Raw genomic sequence first — 17,378 nt, 5'->3', positions numbered from 1 at the left:
GCCAATCTGCACAGCGAGTGAAGTTTTATTTTAGTTTTCTAAAAATTTCTGTAGGATTTCCACCGCGCATTTCGGGAGGTTGGTTCCCGGACCGAAAATAAAATCGGCACCGTTGGCATACAGGAATTCATAATCCTGTTGCGGAATAACGCCTCCTACTACGATCGTTACATCATCGGCTCCCAGCTTCTTAAGTTCTTCCACGACCTGAGGAACAAGGGTTTTATGTCCTGCTGCGAGAGAAGAAACTCCGAGGATGTGGATGTCGTTTTCTACGGCCTGTTTGGCTACTTCTTCAGGGGTCTGGAACAATGGCGCCACATCGACGTCAAATCCCATATCTGCGAATGCGGTAGCTACTACTTTGGCCCCTCTGTCGTGTCCGTCCTGGCCCATCTTAGCCACCATAATTCTTGGACGACGGCCTTCTGCTTCTTCAAATTTTTGAGTCAGATGAAGGGCTTTTTCAAAATATTCGTTTTTCCCGGCGTTCATAGCGTATACTCCAGAGATTGTTCTGATATTGGCTTTATATCTTCCGAAAGTTTCCTCCATGGCATCACTCATTTCACCAAGGGTCACTCTTCTTTTTGCCGCTTCGATGCATAAAGCTAAAAGGTTTCCGTTTCCTGTTTTGGCACTTTCCCTGATTTCGTTCAGGATTTCCGTTACGGCTTCAGGATTTCTTTCTGCTTTTATTTTCTCAAGTCTTTCGATCTGCTTTCTGCGGACTTCTGTATTGTCAATATCCAGGATCTCAATTCCGTCCTGTTTTAAGGTTGTTCTGAATGAATTCACTCCGATGATGAATTCTTCCCCGCTGTCTATTTTAGCCTGTTTTTTGGCTGCGGCTTCTTCAATTCTCATTTTTGGAATTCCGGCCTCAATGGCTTTGGTCATTCCTCCTTCCTGCTCTACCTCATCGATGTATTTCATCGCTTCCTCGATCATCTGTTGGGTAAGACTTTCCACAAGGTTACTTCCGCCCATAGGATCTACCACATCACAGATTCCACTTTCCTGCTGAAGGATAATTTGGGTATTTCTTGCAATTTTTGCTGAATAATCGGTAGGAAGTGCAATGGCTTCATCCAGGGCATTGGTGTGTAACGACTGGGTTCCTCCTAAAGCAGAAGAAAGGGCCTCAATAGCCGTTCTGGTAATATTATTAAATGGTTCCTGCTCGGTAAGCGACCATCCTGAAGTCTGAGAGTGGGTTCTTAATGCTAAAGATTTTGCATTCTGTGGGTTGAACTGTTTTAAAAGCGTTGCCCAAATATATCTTGCAGCACGCATTTTTGCAATTTCCATGAAGTGATTCATCCCGATCGCCCAGAAAAATGAAAGTCTCGGAGCAAAATCATCTACATTCATTCCGGCTTTGATTCCTGTTCTTACATATTCAAGACCGTCTGCCAGCGTGTAGGCCATTTCCAGAACCGGAGTGGCGCCTGCTTCCTGCATGTGGTATCCTGAGATGGAAATAGAGTTGAATTTAGGTATATTCTGTGCAGTGTATTCAAAGATATCTGCAATGATCTTCATGGAAGGAGCCGGCGGATAGATGTAAGTATTTCTTACCATGAACTCTTTCAAAATATCATTCTGAATGGTTCCGGAAAGGAGTTCCTGTTTTACACCCTGCTCTTCAGCAGCTACAATATAAAAAGACAAAATAGGAAGTACAGCCCCGTTCATCGTCATGGATACTGAGATCTGATCTAATGGAATCTCATTGAACAGGATCTTCATATCTTCCACAGAATCGATGGCTACTCCGGCTTTACCGACATCACCTACTACTCTTGAGTGATCAGAATCATATCCTCTGTGTGTGGCGAGGTCAAAAGCAACGGATAATCCCTTCTGCCCTGCGGCTAGATTTCTTCTGTAAAATGCATTGGATTCTTCTGCGGTGGAGAAACCGGCGTACTGTCTCACCGTCCATGGTTTCTGTACATACATGGTGGAATACGGGCCTCTGAGATAAGGAGCAGTTCCTGGAGAAGTCTGTGTTAAAGATTCATTTTTTACATCTTTTTGGGTGTAAGATGATTTTAACTCTAAACCGTCTTTTTCAAAATTATAGATCTCTCTTTCCAGAGGGTCTACGCTAAAATCCGGTTTTTTCACAGAAATTGTCTTTCGCATTCCAATAATTTTTGTCAGCGTAAAGTTAATTTTTTTGAACGAAACATGAAACTTATGTTAACATTCAGTTTTCCTGAATTTTAAGCATAAAAAAAGACCGGACAAATGCCCGGCCTTTATTATAGATATACTTACTTATTATTTTTTGATAAGTTTAGTATTGTATGTGTTTTTGTCATCTTTAAGAGTGATCACATACATTCCTTTGATCAGTGATGCAACATTAATTCTGTTGTTACCATCTGTCTGACCTTGCTGAACTAATCTTCCGTCTGCACTGAAGATGCTGTAGTCAGCTTTACCTTTCAGGTTTTTCACTTCTACGAAAGTATCTGCAGGGTTTGGATAGATAGATACTTCAGAAGTCTTAGGTCCGCTTACATCATCTACAGCCAATCCGCTGGTGATTTTTACCGGAAGATCCATAATACCTCCTGCTCCTGAAGCCAATTCTCCACATGCACTATCTAAAGCAGATGTTGCATATTTTGCAATAACTCTCATTCTAAGCAATTTACTTCCTGCATAAGCAGTAGCCGGAACCGTAAAGGTCTGTGCCGGGAAAGCAACACTTCCTACAGGAGAATTTCCTCCTACAGTGGTTACTCTTTCTGAAGCTTCAAACTGTCCGTTTCTGTTATAATCAATCCATACGGAAAGGTTAACAGGTCTTGTACTCATTTGGCTATAAGCAGATGACATTAAGATCACGGGGGTCAAACTATACTGTGTTCCTTTTGTCAAATTAACTATTTTAGTAGGATCTTCACTTAGGTCTTTATACGTTCTGAATGTAGGATCATCATAAACGATATTCGCAACCGTTACACGTCTAATTGCTGAGTAATCAGATATTCCTGAATTAAGAATACAGTAGTCAACACCCGTTGTCAGGCCTTTTGTTTTAAGCGCATAATTAGCAGAGAAAGTTCCAGGAACACTGTTTACTACTGCAGCTACCTGTACTTCATAATTAGTTTCATCTTCAAGGCTGCTCAGAACCACAGAATTTGTAGGGCTGGTTGCATTAGACCAGTTTGTAGTTCCAACTTTTCTGTAATTGATTGAATACGTAGCACCCGGTACACTGTTCCAGCTTATTCTCGCTGTTGTTTTGAAGATCTCCGTATTAATTGCAGTCACTCCCGTTGGAGCATTTGTCGTTGAAGTAGGAGCATCGCCAACCGTTACTGCAGGAGAAACTGCGTAGAAAACATTTCCAATTGAAGATATTCTCAATTTAATTGGTCCCGTAATCGTAGATGGCATTTGAACCGTATAGCTCCCTGTATTTGGTGTAGAAGCCACTAAATCTGTCCATGTAGTACCATTGTTAGATGTATAGTCGATTTTTACGTTAGGCGAGTTATACGGCGCAGTATTGGTATTGGCAACTTCCCACTGAATCGTGTTATTGGCATTTTTATACAGTACTGAAGAAGCAGTAAGTCCATTAAATTTGAAAGGACCATCATTTCCGATAGTTGTTTGTATTTCAGCAGAAGACAACATTGGTCTTTGTGCATTTTCATCTCTTACCGTTACTGCATAATGTAAAACTCTTGGAATGTAAGATACCGTTTCCCAGTTTATGTTTGGATTATTGGCAGCACTTGTTTTATTGGTTAAAATCCCATTCATCACTAATGATAAGCTTGGGAAATATCTTCTTCCGCTTGTTGTTCCAAAATAAGATCTTGTCAACGCTCCTTCTGTGTTATATCCCCATCCAGCGTCACCAGAGATTGAAGCTCCATCAGTTACACTGTCATTTTGCTCCCATGTATATTTAATAGCGTCACCCTGTGGATCTGTAGCAGAAGCATCAAGATAATAAGCTGTTCCTTTAGGAACAGTATAAGCCGTAAGAGCACTAATTACAGGTGGTGTATTCACTGTGATTTCTTCTGAAGTACCACATGCAGGCTTACCCTCCAGACTTGTAAGAATCTGATCTATAGACTTATAATGGAAATACGCGTCAGAGTTTGACTGAACGTTATCATCCGTAATTCCGGCATATCCCATAATAGTAGTTCCGCCTCCCGGTTCTACGTTTGCATTTGAACCTTCGGATTTATTGGAAAATGTGTGATTTCCTCCCAGCTGGTGGCCCATTTCGTGAGCTACATAATCTATATCAAATAAATCTCCGCTTGGGTTTGTATTTTGAGTAAAAGCAGAACCTTTAGCCAATGTAGTGGCAGTGGCAGGGTTTACACATGTAGATCCAATAGAACCGGCATTTCCGTTTCCACCGGCCGCATTAAACACGTGCCCCATATCATAATTATCATTACCCACCTGTGCGGTTAACGTTTGCTGCAGGTTTAGGTTCAAATTCCCTGTAAAAGGGTCTGTAGCAGCATCTGTATAAATAATATTTGGTAAATTCTGGATAATTGCTTTAATTCCAAAGTCTTTTTCAAAAACTCCATTCACACGGGTCATCGTGTTGTTCATTGCTACAAGAGCAGGAGCCTTTTTCTGATCTTCCGTTGCAGTAGCAGGTACCCCTGCCAAATTCATAAAGTATTGTGTATATTCTCCTGTAACTGCAAGAGCCAGTCTGTAGGTTCTATACTTTGTGCTGGACGGTCTGTTGTTAATCCCCAGATTAGAAAGATTTTTTTTTCCGTTAGCTTCTAATGATTTGATGTCTTTCAGATTCTCTTCGTCTGTACTGCATTCAAAACCATGCGCCCCTGCGGTTCTTTTTGTTTTATAGAAAACACCATACGTTTTCTTATCTGTTGTAATAGGTTCAATGAACTGGAATACCCCATCTTTAATGATCATAGACTGCATCTCATTGGGAGAAGTACTGAATCTTACAAATTTGGATGGATCATCAATACCGGCACCTATATAAGAACCCAGCTGAAATTTATCTGCCATAGATTTCTCCATAACAGGATCACTATACACTGCAAATTTTTCAATTTTCCCTTCTGCTGTAGGCAAGGAAATAATAACAGGCTTTGCATTCTTACCTGTTTCTACTGCATCTTTTAGAATGTTTCTAAGTGATGCAAGGTCTACTCTGTAAGAGTGTTTTACCTCAACTTCATTTCTGATTTGAGATGATTTCTGCGAAACAGGTTCCCATCTCTGTGCGTTGAAACTGGCTACACCGGCTGTCAATGCACAAACTAGTAAAATTCTTTTTTTCATAACTGAACTACATGAATAGAATTAATAAATTTTAAATATCCAGAACAAAAGTAACAATTTAATGCATAGTACCATCAAAAAAAATGGCTAATTTTAATAAAATTAGCCATTTTGGTTTCTTTTTTGTTATTGATAACTATTTACTAATTCCCATTTCATATAAAGCAAATGAAATAAGGTCCGCATTTTCACTGATCACCTGTTCAGTGGCTCTTCCCGCACCATGACCTGCATTTTTCTCAATTCTTAGTAAAATAGGATTTTTGCATCCTTGTTTTTCCTGAAGTTCTGCTCCGAATTTGAATGAATGCGCAGGAACTACCCTGTCATCATGATCACTGGTAATGATCATTGTGGAAGGATAACATGTTCCTTTTTTCACGTTGTGAACCGGAGAATAGGATTTAAGATATTCAAACATTTCTTTGCTGTCTTCCGCCGTTCCGTAGTCATAAGACCAGCCCGCTCCAGCCGTGAACTTGTTGTATCTCAGCATATCCAAAACGCCTACACCCGGGAAAGCTACTTTAGCAAGATCAGGACGCATCGTCATGGTAGCTCCTACAAGAAGCCCTCCGTTTGATCTTCCGGACAGCGCCATATATTCTTTTGAAGTATAGCCTTTCTTCTGTAAATATTCTCCTGCAGCAATGAAATCTTCAAAAACATTTTTCTTTTGAGTCTTCGTACCTGCATCATGCCATTTTTTACCATATTCACCGCCACCTCTGATATTCGGTACGGCATAGATTCCTCCGTTTTCCATCCAGATGGCATTCACTACAGAGAATGAAGGTTGCAGACTGATGTTGAATCCACCGTAAGAGTAAAGGATCGTAGGATTTTTACCATTAAGCTTGGTTCCTTTTTTATAGTTGATCATCATCGGAACTTTCGTGCCGTCTTTTGAAGTATAGAATACCTGCTCAGAAACGTAATCATCCGGATTGAATTTCACTTTCGGCTTCTGATACACTTCCGATTTTCCTGAATCTGCATTAAATTTATATGTAGTTCCCGGCGTGATATAGTTGCTGAAAGAGTAATAAAGCTCTTTTTCCTCTTCTTTACCACCAAAACCGCCTATATTTCCTTTTCCCGGAAGTGTAATTTCTCTTACCAGTTTTCCGGCCTTATCAAACTGTTTTACTTGGTCGATAGCATCCACCATGTAAGTGGCAAAGAAATATCCTCCTCCGTAAGAAATTCCCAAAACATTTTCTGTCTGTGGAATAACATCTTTCCAGGTTTCAGGGGAAGGATTGGTAATGCTTGTTTTTACCAGACGCATATTAGGAGCATCTTTATCAGTAAAAATAAAAAGATCGTCACCATCCGTATCCACAATATTGACGTTGATATCAAAGCCTTTGTTGATCTGTACAAAATCACCGCCTTTCTTCAGGTCTTTGATGTACAATTCGTTTCCATTGGTAGCATTGGCAGCAGAAATAATCAGGTATCTCTGGTCTTCAGAAACACCGGCTCCAAGATATCTTCTAGGCGTTTTATCACCTCCGAAAATCAATTGATCTGCAGGCTGTTTGGTTCCTAATTTATGGAAGAACACTTTGTGCTTATCCGTCATTCCGGAAAGTACGGTTCCTTCTTTTGGCTTATCGTAGCTTGAATAGTAGAATCCTTCATCACCCTGCCATGAAATTCCACTGAATTTTACATCAACAAGTGTTTCATCGATCTGTTTTTTAGTGATCGCATCGATAATGATGATCTTATTCCAGTCGCTTCCGCCTTCAGAAATGGAATAGGCAGCAAGATTTCCTTTTTTGTTGAATGAAAGATTGGAAAGTGAAGTGGTTCCTTTTTCTGAAAATTTATTCGGATCCAAAAAGATTTCCGTTGCTTTGGTCTTATTGTTTGTTCTGTATAGGACAGACTGCGCCTGAAGGCCGTCATTTTTATAATAGTAGGTGTAATCTCCCTCTTTGAAAGGTGCTGAAATTTTTTCATAGTTCCAGATATCTCTCAGCTGATCCTTGATCTTATTTCTGAATGGGATCTTAGATAGATAGTTCTGGCTGTAGGCTACTTCATCATCTACCCATTTTTTTGTAGCATCAGAATCATTTTCAAGATCTCTGAAAGGGTCAGCCACAGCGGTACCGAAATAGGTGTCTGTCTGACTTCCTTTTATGGCATTAGGATAATTCATTTTTTGAGCATAAAAAGTTGCTGAAAACAAGACTCCAGCGGTTAATAAAAGAGGTTTAAAATACATAATCAAGGGTTTTATCAAAAATACATAAAGTATATGAAATAAAAAAAGCCCTGAAATCAGAGCTTTTAGTATAGAAATATTTTCTACAGTTCGTTATTTAGACCCGAAACTTTCAAAGTAAAAATCGGTTAATCCTGAAACTATTTCATCAGGGCCGCCATTCCAATAGTACGTTTTTCCACCTTCATTCAACTGATACAGACTAAACTTCTGGTCGGTAACTACCGTTTTATCAGCAGCTTTGAAATCTCTTACACTTTGAACCAGGTATTTTTTCAATTCTTCGGGCTTTACGTTTTTAATATCACCAGGTGGAATATCGGAAAATTTCGCAGGAACCCTGAAACTTACGGAAAAATTTACCTCAGCAATTTTCTGATCTTCTACATGTTCATTCTGTACTATTTTTACATCTTTAACGGTGAGCTTTCCTCTCTTGAAATTCTCCATCATTGCACTAAAGTATGCTTCTGCTTCTTTTCTGCACGCATCGGCAGTTTCTTTGGGAAAAACAGATAAAAAATGATCGGTGCTTTCTTTCATCATTTCCAGCGAAACGGTATTAAAATCAACCTGATAAGCCGTTTCACCTTCTACGGTTGGCCTTAAATAATCATTCAACTTGTTCAGGACAGCAGTATCATTGTTCACGAAAGCACCAAAGTACATTTCAAAGACTTCAGAAGGTTTTTTCACCTCGGTCTGAGCCATCAGATTCTGACTTAGAACAGCCAGCATCAGTAGTATGATGATTTTAAAATTTTTCATATTGATATTTTGTTTTTTAATGATTTAAGGATTTAAAATAGGACTCATTCAGCTTCCAGACTAATTCCTGCGGGCCGCCGTTCCAGTAATAGGTGTTTCCTTCCTTTTTAACCTGATAAAGTTTAAAAACCTGTTGTACCGTCGTTTTCTTCTCTGATTTTGCAAAAGCTTTCGTTTTGTTTTTTAAATAGCTCTTCAAATCTTCTGCCGTCATTTTTTTGGCCTCTTCAAGTTTTAATGCAGAAACGTTTGTCGGAACAGGAAAGCTGAGATCCACGCTAAGTTCTGTCACCCAACTGTTATCTGCATATTCATTTTTAACTTCTTTTGTGTTTTTTATAACGTATCCGGTGTTCTTTACATTGTTTAAAAGGGCACTGAAATATTCTCCCGCTTCTGCCCTGCATCCGGCCGCCGTTTCTTTTGGAAGATGGGCAAGGAAGCTTCCGGTAAGATTTTGAACTTCATCATTAAAAGATTTGTTCATGTCTATTGTATACGTGTTTTCCGCTCCGAGGAATGGTACAAGATAGTCATTAAGCTGCTGGAGGGCACGCTCATCCTGTTTTACAAAAGTATTAAAATACATCCCGAATACCTGCTCCGGTTTCAGAGCATCCGTTTGTGCAGACAGATTCTGAATACAGAACAGCAGCATCAGTAATACAACTCTCATCGTTCCTTTCATAATGTAGTTTTTTAATATGCTGAATTTAAAGCAAAAAAAAGCTCTTGAAATTCAAGAGCCTGATTGATATATCTGTTTTTAATAGTTTTCTTCTTCTCCCTTCATTTTCTCTGCGTTTTCCGCCATGATCACGGCATCAATCATTTCAGAGATATCTCCGTTCATATAGGCATCCAGATTGTACATGGATTTGTTGATCCTGTGATCTGTCACCCTTCCCTGAGGATAGTTGTAGGTTTTGATCTTTGCAGAACGGTCACCGGTAGACACCATTGATTTACGCTGTGCTGCAATATCACCCTGAACTTTCTGCAATTCGATATCGTATAGTTTGGTTCTCAACATTTCCATTGCCAATTCACGGTTAGCCAGCTGAGAACGTGCCTGCTGACAAACAACCACCATCCCTGAAGGTTTGTGCGTCAGCTGAACTTTCGTTTCAACCTTGTTTACGTTCTGACCTCCGGCTCCACCTGAACGGGATGTCTGCATTTCAATATCGGCAGGATTCAGTTCGAAATCCACTTCTTCAGCTTCCGGTAATACGGCAATTGTAATCGCAGAGGTGTGAACTCTACCCTGAGATTCTGTTTCAGGAACACGCTGTACACGGTGAACTCCGGACTCGAATTTCATAATTCCGTAAACGCCTTCTCCTTCCACCTTCATGATGAGTTCTTTGTAGCCTTTTGCCGCTTCATTGGAATCGGTTACTTCATGTCTCCAACCTTTTGTTTTGAAGTACATGCTGTACATTCTGTAAACATCTTCCACAAAAATAGCAGCTTCATCACCACCGGTACCGGCACGTAATTCCACAATAATATTTTTGTCGTCTGCAGGATCTTTAGGAATCAGTAAAACTTTCAGCTCTTCTTCCAGTCCCGGAAGTTTAGCCTGAGCTTCCATTTTTTCTTCTTTCGCAAGATCTACCAGGTCTCTGTCTGAGCCATCAGCGATGATTTCATCAGATTCTGCAATATTATCTAAAGCACCTTTATACTGATCGTACACTCTTACAATCTTGCCCAAATCACTGTATTCTTTGTTCAGAGAAGAATATTTTTTTTGATCTGAAATAATATCAGGCTGTATAATAAGGTCTGCAACCTCATTATATCTTTGTTTAATAGCTTCTAGTTTTGGAATTAATGATTTAGACATTCTGCAATTTTTGAGAGTGCAAAGATAAGAATTATTAATTCAAATTAAAATTCCTTTATACAATCAAATCAGCATAATTTTTTGAACCATTTATGTTTATGATATTTTTAAGATAATTAAAAGCTGTTTTAGCTTAAAACCGACTAACATGTTCAGTTGAATCATTATTCAGATGGCTTTTTAAAAAACTTTTTATCAACAACATATAAAACAAGTCCAAACGCTACAATTCCCAGTCCTATGATACTCTCTTTAGGATTATGGATGAGGGTAAAATAGAGAATATAGATGCTGAAAAGCAGAAAAACTGCAGGAAATATGTAAAACAGATTGGATTTGAAAATTTTCCGCTGATCTTTTTTAAGAAAGAAAACCGTAGAAATAGATAGGCTGGCGAATAGTTGCAGAATAAATGCGGTATAGACAAAAATCTCTTTAAAACTTCCCGTCAGGATAATCACCGAAGCAATCACCGCATGGGCAAAAATGGCTCTTACCGGAATTCCTTTTTTATTATTGACTGCCAGTGATCTCCATAAATGATTTTCCTTTGCAAAAGCCTGCGTCAGTCTTGATCCTACCCATAAATAACCACTGATCGTCGCAATCAGTTGCAGGGCAATAAAAATATTGACGATTTTCCCGAAACCGATTCCCAGCATATTACCCGCTGCTTCGCCCATCACATCTTCTTTTCCGGCCATCTGGCTTACAGGCGCATGTTTCAGCATGATAAAATTGACCAGCAGATAACTTACCGTAACGAAAACTGTTCCCACAATCAAAGCTCTGGGAAGGTTCCTCTGCACCTGTTTTATTTCTCCCGCGATGTAGGATGCAGAATTCCAACCGGTATAGGAATAGGTGACAAAAACCAGCGAAGTGGCAAAAGCGGGAAGCATGATTTCATCCTGCCAGTTGTTTCCAAATTCCAGACTATTTCCTGCCGCAGATCCCGGAAGTACAACGCCAAGGATGACCAGAACAATAATAAAAGCAATTTTGATAAAGGTGAAAAAGTTATGAAACCTACTGGAAGTCTTGAGGCTGAATGATAATGTCGCAGCCACCAGAAATATGAATCCGATCGCAAAACCGTTTCCAAAGGTGTAATTAAAAGCTGATAGGTATTTTGACATTGCCAGGGCAGCCAGAGCAACCGGTGCAGAAAATCCGATAATCAGGGAGATCCAGCTGACCAGATATCCGAAAACCGGATGATAGGTTTCTTTGAGGTAAATATAATCTCCCCCGTTTCCTTTGAAATAGGACCCAAGCTCCGCGTAGCAAAATGCCCCGAACAAAGCGAGAATCCCGCCAATGATCCACAACAGGAAAATGCTGTAGGTATTGGTAATATCAGACAGCTGAAAACCTAAAGTCGTAAATATCCCCGTCCCAATCATATTGGAAACGACAATAGCGGCAGCGGTTTTCCAGCCGATCTGGTGTGTAGCAGTACTCATTGATCTGTTAAAAATTAAAATTAAGCCTTCCGAAAAAGTAATTTCCCAGCGTTCCCATCTGAACCGGCGCATATTTAAAGACACCATAATAGGAATTCGCATAGATCTGAAGATCCGGGAAAACATCAAATACATTATTGGCTCCCACGGTCAGATTGATGGTTTTCGTTATGTCATATCCCACACTCACATCCGTTACCACCTTTGGAGAGAAGTTCTGTACTTTTCCGAACGGATAACCGTCTCTGATGACCTGACCAAAATACGTATTTCTTACCATGAAATTGAATTTTCCGATGGCGTAATTCAGTCCCAGTGAAGCTTTTGTTTTAGGTGAAAGGGTTTCTATGATGTTGATCTGATCCGGCCCGAAAAACTGATCCTGCGTAGGCACGAGCTTTTCAGGAAAATGGAAATCTTTAATCTTCGTTTCTGTATAATTTCCTGCTAAGTTGATATTCAAATTTCCGCCGCCGAGTTTCCAGTCGTAAGTGACCACGACATCAACACCTTTTGTCTCGGTATCAATGGCATTGGCGAAGAATCTTCCGCTTTCTACGTTGTACTGAGCCAGTCTCGGATCATCAATATTACTCGTGATCACAATTCTGTCTTTTACTTTAATCCAATATCCATCAATGGTTATAAATAATCTGTTGGCAGGTTTCAGTGTAAATCCTGCGCTTGCGTTTACTGAAGTTTCCTGTTTTAACTGATCAAATCCGAGTGCTTTTGCCGCATCACTGTCATTCCTGAAAATTCCTTTGGTCACAATTCCCGATCCTGAAGTAGAAATATCTGCGTAGGAATTATTAAAATACTGCTGCTGAAGAGAAGGTGCTCTGAAACCTGTTCCCACAGCCGCCCGTACCGCATAGTTTTTTACAAACTCATACCTCACCGCCAGTTTTCCGTTCAACGTATTTCCAAAATCTGAATAATTTTCAAATCTTCCGGCCAGATCTATATTCAACTTTTTAGCGATATCATAAGAGACATCGGCATACACCGCCGCTGAATGTCTTGATTTTTTTACAGCATTGTCCGGTGAAAAACCGATAAACGACTGTGAACCTCCATTTCCTTCCACTGTAGAACCCGGAACGGCCGGATTTCCATTGATGTCATAGCGTGTATAGGATGCTTCATCTCCCGCCTTGATTTCGTACTGTTCAAAACGGAATTCTCCACCAAATGCAACATTAAACTGATTTAGATTTTTAGAAACATCAAGATTAACGGTATTTTGAAGGAAACTGTGCGCTCCGGCATAAAAACTGGTGGGAGATTTTGCACCTAATGAAGCGTTGTTGGTATTATTAACATTGTAATTGAATGTATTGCTTCCGAATGTGTTGCTTAAATCAATAAACCAGTTATTCACATTGTATTTCGCACCTACAGCATATGAAAAATCATAAACCTGCGAGCCCAGAGAAGCCTGGAAGCCGTTGGGATAAATAGAAGACACCACATTGGATGTTTCACTTGGAAGTCTTCTGAAACCAAAACCTTTTCCTTCTTTAATACTGAAACCTCCAAAAGAATAGAGTTTCAGACTTTCACTTAACGGATATTCGGAGTTAAAAAATAACTGCGCCTGTCGGATCTGTGCATCGCCGATCTGAAAATTAAAATCATCACGGGTAAGCCCTCTTTCTCTTAATTTCTGATCATCAAGTGCCCTTGCTCCTTCCGGGTCATCTGCAAATTCATAGGCGAAATTTTCCCCGAAGATGTCAAGATCATGATTTTGAGTTCTTGTTGTCTTTCCCCGGTGGCTCAGCTGTAGTGAAAGATTCACATAGCTGTCTTTTTTACCCAAAGAAGATCCGTAATTGATTCCTGCCTGATAGGTTTCCCCATCATTTCTCCCACTGATTCCGTAGGACGCAGAAGCTGATGCTCCGATGTCTTTCTTGAGAATAATATTCACCACTCCAGCGATTGCATCTGAACCGTACTGAGCGGCTGCTCCATCTCTTAAAACTTCAATCCTGTCGATAGCGATCACCGGAATGGTACTCAAATCCGTTCCTACAGAACCGTTTCCTACCGTGTTCTGATAATTAACCAATGAAGTACTGTGTCTTCTTTTACCGTTGATCAGCACCAAAACCTGATCAGGTCCCATTCCTCTTAAAGTTACCGGATCGATATGTTCCGTCCCATCTGAAGCAGACTGTCTCACGGTATTAAATGACGGAATCACATAGTTCAGAAGATCCTGAACCGTAGTCTGAGGGGCAGATTTCTGCAATTTTTCTATATTGATAATGTCTACAGGCACCGGTGTTTCCAGTTTTGTTCTTTTGGCATTCCGGTTTCCTACGATTACCACGTCTTCGATCTGAGTTCCTTTTTCCTGCTCCTGTGCATTCACTAAAACAGCTCCCAGGAGTATCACAGACAGACTTAATTTTTTCATCTTTCGTTCTTGTAAATTAATAATAAAATGCTTCCGCAGACCTAATCCGCAGTTAATAAAAAGACTTCAAGAAATGGAATTGTTGTCAGAATAGTGACTTTGCTCATCTTCCCCGCAACGGGCTGGAATTAGCACCTTTACACTTTTTAGAGACGTGCAGGTTGCTAAGGTTTCATAGGGCCAAATCCCTCCACCTTTCTTGATAAATCTACTGCAAAAGTAGACTAATATTTTTAATTACCAAAAAGTAGATTTACATATTCTCCGGTGAGAATAAAAAAGGGATAACTTTCATTACCCCTTTTGTTTTTATTATTGAATGATCATCTTCTGAATAGCTGTACCTGTTTCAGAGCGGAGATGAACGAGATAGGTTCCCGGCGGATAATCTGCTTTGAGTTCATAGGTTCCGTTTTCCTGATTTAATTTAAATGAATCCATTCTTTTACCACTCATATCAAAAATAACGATCTCTCCGTTCTTCGCTTTATGGTAAATTAATTTTGCAGAGCCGTTTTTCACAGGATTATCTGCAATCTGAAGGGACAGTTTGTTGGCAGCATTCACATCCATTGTTGACAACGCTCCTGCGTAATTTCCAAAAATTCTGAATTCTCCCGGCTGCAGCATAACCGGAGTTGTTGTAGAGGCAAAATTTGAGATGGATTGATCCATCAGATTCTGCCATTGTCCTGCATATGGGAAATAGGGGATAACATTCTGAGCCGAAGTGCTGTAATTAGCCAGAACTACCACATTCTTCACTCCGTTTATGGCATTATCGTACACATAAATCCTAGTGATCAGACCCGCAGGATCATTAGTAAGGTTGTTGGATTCTATGGTATAGGTTTTTGACTTGAAAACCGGATAAGTCTTTCTGATATTGATAATTTTAGCCCAGGTATCATAAACCGCTTTTCGGTTTGCATGGGTATCATAGCCCAATGTGAAGGCAACCGGCTTTTCATCTGTACGGCAACCGCTGTTGATGCTTCCGTTTGCACAACGGTTGATACTGAATTCATACCCCAGTTCTCCAAACTGCCAGATCATTTTCGGGCCGGGAATGGTAAAGAAAGTCGCCCCGAATGTCTTCATTCTTTCAAGGGCTGTGTTCAGATTGGTGACATTGTAGCCGCCGTTCACTGCTCCGTAGGCAAGGTTCTTGAACATCAGTCTTTCTTCATCATGACTTTCTCCATATCCTACAGCATGCATATTGGTAAAGCCGTGAAGCGCGTGATTCATTCTGTCATAATTGCTGTTCTCCGCATATCCCATCGTATTTTGATTGTATGGATCTGTCTGCTTATTCCACAGCATTACGCCTTTTCCTTCAGCAACTCTGTAGTTCGCCCACTGCTGCTCTTCCGCATCTGTTCCCAAATGTTCGAAAATCATATAAGAATTGGGATCTATGGCCCACTGCCTGTCTGCATAATGTTTCATAATATCTACTCTGTCCTGCTGGTAAGCATTGGTACAGGCTTCATCATTTTCAGAACAGTTTTGGGTAAAACCTTTCGTTAAATCCCAACGGAATCCATCGATATGATACTCGGTCAGCCATTGCTGAAGGCTTCTTTCAACGTAATATTGAGTTGAAGGACTAGTGTGGTTAAAATCGTTGAATACATTATAGGAATGTTTGGGAACCTGATTGAAATAAGGATTGTTGGCTGCAATCTCCCCGAAACCGTCTCCATCAGGATCTATATTCCACAGTCTGGCCAGTGGAGAGCGTCCTGTTGCATGATTAAAAGCGATATCTAAAATAACAGCGATCCCGTTCTGGTGGCACAGATCTACAAATTCTTTGAATTTTTCGGGCGTTCCGTACGCTTTATCCAGCGCGTAGTGAAAAGATGTATTATAGCCCCATGATAAGTTCCCTTCAAATTCCATAATGGGAAGCAGCTCAATGGCATTGATATTTAAGTTTTTCAAATAAGAAATCTTATTGATGAGTGACTGCCAGTTTTTTTCCTGTGTAAAATCTCTCAGCAATAATTCATACACCACCAAATCTTCCTTTGCCGGTCTCTGAAAATTGGTCACCTGCCAGCTGTAAGGAGCCTGCCCGGTTTTAAAGGTTGAAACTTCGAAGCCCTGACCTGCAGGAAACGGAGGTAAATTGGGATACGTTGTACTTGAAATCCACTGATCATCATAGGATGATAAAATCTGCGGTGAATAAGGATCCGCTACTTTTTTAAGATCATTGGTTCTGTATTGGAAAGTATATAACTGTTGTGGAGTCAGTCCATTTAATTCAATCCAGTAAAGATCAGGATTGGCAGTATCTCTTTTCATTAAATAGGCATCATTCACCGCCCAGTTATTAAAACTTCCGATAACGTGCACAAAATTTTTATGAGGCGCGTACAGGGCAAGTCCCACTTTCGTCTGGTCTGAAGAATGATAATTAATCCCCTGTCTGATCCAGCCGGGAATGGCTTCTGAAAATACAGTCCGGGGAATCTGCAGCAGAAAAGCAGCGTTCTTTGAGTTGGAATTTATATCAGTAGCAATCAGTTCCATGTTGGCATCCTGAGTCATCGTATAGCTATAGATGTAAGATTGTGAAGGAGCAGATGCCGTATTCACAACCGTTCCGTTTGCCTTTAACTGAAATGTAGCATCTACATTAGTGGTCGCTGTAATATTAACAGAGGTCCCTGCAGGAATTGTGGTCAGACTATTCGCCGCCGGGTTGGTCAGCATTAAATTTAAAACCCCAACATTGACAAAAATATCCGGGGAGGTCTGATGGGAACCTGTTTTATCTTTTAGCAGAAACCCGAACCTCCCGATTCCCGTTCTTCCGAAAAAAGCTGTTGGAGTCATGGTTAAGGAATAGGTATCTGCAGCTGAATTATAAGTGAGTTTATTCAGATCGCTGGAACTGTTCCAGCTTCCATTGGTAGGACAATCCTGGCTGTTCTGATAATTGGTATCAAATGACCATGACCAGATGTAGATGGCATTATTTGAAACATTCCAGGCTGATTCATCGATCTGGTCTCCTGGAATGGTCAGGGTAATCGCATCGGTTTCACTGAACGGACTGGGAGTAACGGCATAATTGATCTGCCCGAAAACCAGTGCTGCAACAAACAGATAAACAAGGGAATAAAACTTCTTCATTTCTTTATTTTTATCGAATATAGTATTAATTTTCTTTGTTATACTTCATTTCACCGTGAAAAAATAAGTCATAAAAAAAGACCCATGAAAAATTTCATGAGCCTTTACGATAAAAGTAATTGTAATGAACTTTTTTAAAATAAATCAATG

General features: G+C 40.2%; 9 protein-coding genes and 1 riboswitch. All 9 genes read right to left on the bottom strand.

Annotated features, from left to right (window positions below):
• Positions 1-30: 30 nt before the first annotated feature.
• Entirely contained in the window at positions 31-2,151 is a 2,121-nt protein-coding gene (gene scpA / locus IW22_RS12220; protein WP_034726891.1) for a methylmalonyl-CoA mutase, read from the bottom strand.
• Positions 2,152-2,289: 138 nt separating this feature from the next.
• On the bottom strand, positions 2,290-5,325 hold the full coding sequence (locus IW22_RS12215; RefSeq protein ID WP_034726890.1) for a reprolysin-like metallopeptidase: 3,036 nt from the start codon (positions 5,323-5,325) through the stop codon (positions 2,290-2,292).
• Between the two features lie 136 nt (positions 5,326-5,461).
• Positions 5,462-7,564 (bottom strand): prolyl oligopeptidase family serine peptidase, encoded by a 2,103-nt coding sequence (locus tag IW22_RS12210; RefSeq protein WP_034726889.1) that lies wholly within the window; start codon positions 7,562-7,564, stop codon positions 5,462-5,464.
• Between the two features lie 93 nt (positions 7,565-7,657).
• A complete protein-coding gene (locus IW22_RS12205) occupies positions 7,658-8,332 on the bottom strand; it encodes a hypothetical protein (protein WP_034726888.1) in 675 nt (224 codons plus the stop codon).
• Between the two features lie 16 nt (positions 8,333-8,348).
• On the bottom strand, positions 8,349-9,020 hold the full coding sequence (locus IW22_RS12200) for a hypothetical protein (protein ID WP_034726887.1): 672 nt from the start codon (positions 9,018-9,020) through the stop codon (positions 8,349-8,351).
• Between the two features lie 78 nt (positions 9,021-9,098).
• Positions 9,099-10,184: a peptide chain release factor 1 gene (gene prfA / locus IW22_RS12195; RefSeq protein WP_034726886.1), complete on the bottom strand. Its 1,086-nt coding sequence runs from the start codon at positions 10,182-10,184 to the stop codon at positions 9,099-9,101.
• A gap of 164 nt (positions 10,185-10,348) precedes the next feature.
• Positions 10,349-11,650: an APC family permease gene (locus tag IW22_RS12190; RefSeq protein WP_034726885.1), complete on the bottom strand. Its 1,302-nt coding sequence runs from the start codon at positions 11,648-11,650 to the stop codon at positions 10,349-10,351.
• 7 nt (positions 11,651-11,657) lie between these two features.
• Positions 11,658-14,078, bottom strand: a complete 2,421-nt coding sequence (locus tag IW22_RS12185; RefSeq protein ID WP_034726884.1) for a TonB-dependent receptor plug domain-containing protein — start codon at positions 14,076-14,078, stop codon at positions 11,658-11,660.
• 100 nt (positions 14,079-14,178) lie between these two features.
• Positions 14,179-14,287, bottom strand: a riboswitch (SAM riboswitch).
• Positions 14,288-14,390: 103 nt separating this feature from the next.
• A complete protein-coding gene (locus IW22_RS12180; protein WP_034726883.1) occupies positions 14,391-17,228 on the bottom strand; it encodes an alpha-amylase family glycosyl hydrolase in 2,838 nt (945 codons plus the stop codon).
• Between the last annotated feature and the right edge of the window lie 150 nt (positions 17,229-17,378).

Origin of the sequence: Chryseobacterium sp. JM1 (assembly GCF_000737715.1) — a bacterium.
Lineage (GTDB): Bacteria > Bacteroidota > Bacteroidia > Flavobacteriales > Weeksellaceae > Chryseobacterium.
This window is presented reverse-complemented; position numbering and strand designations above follow the sequence as displayed.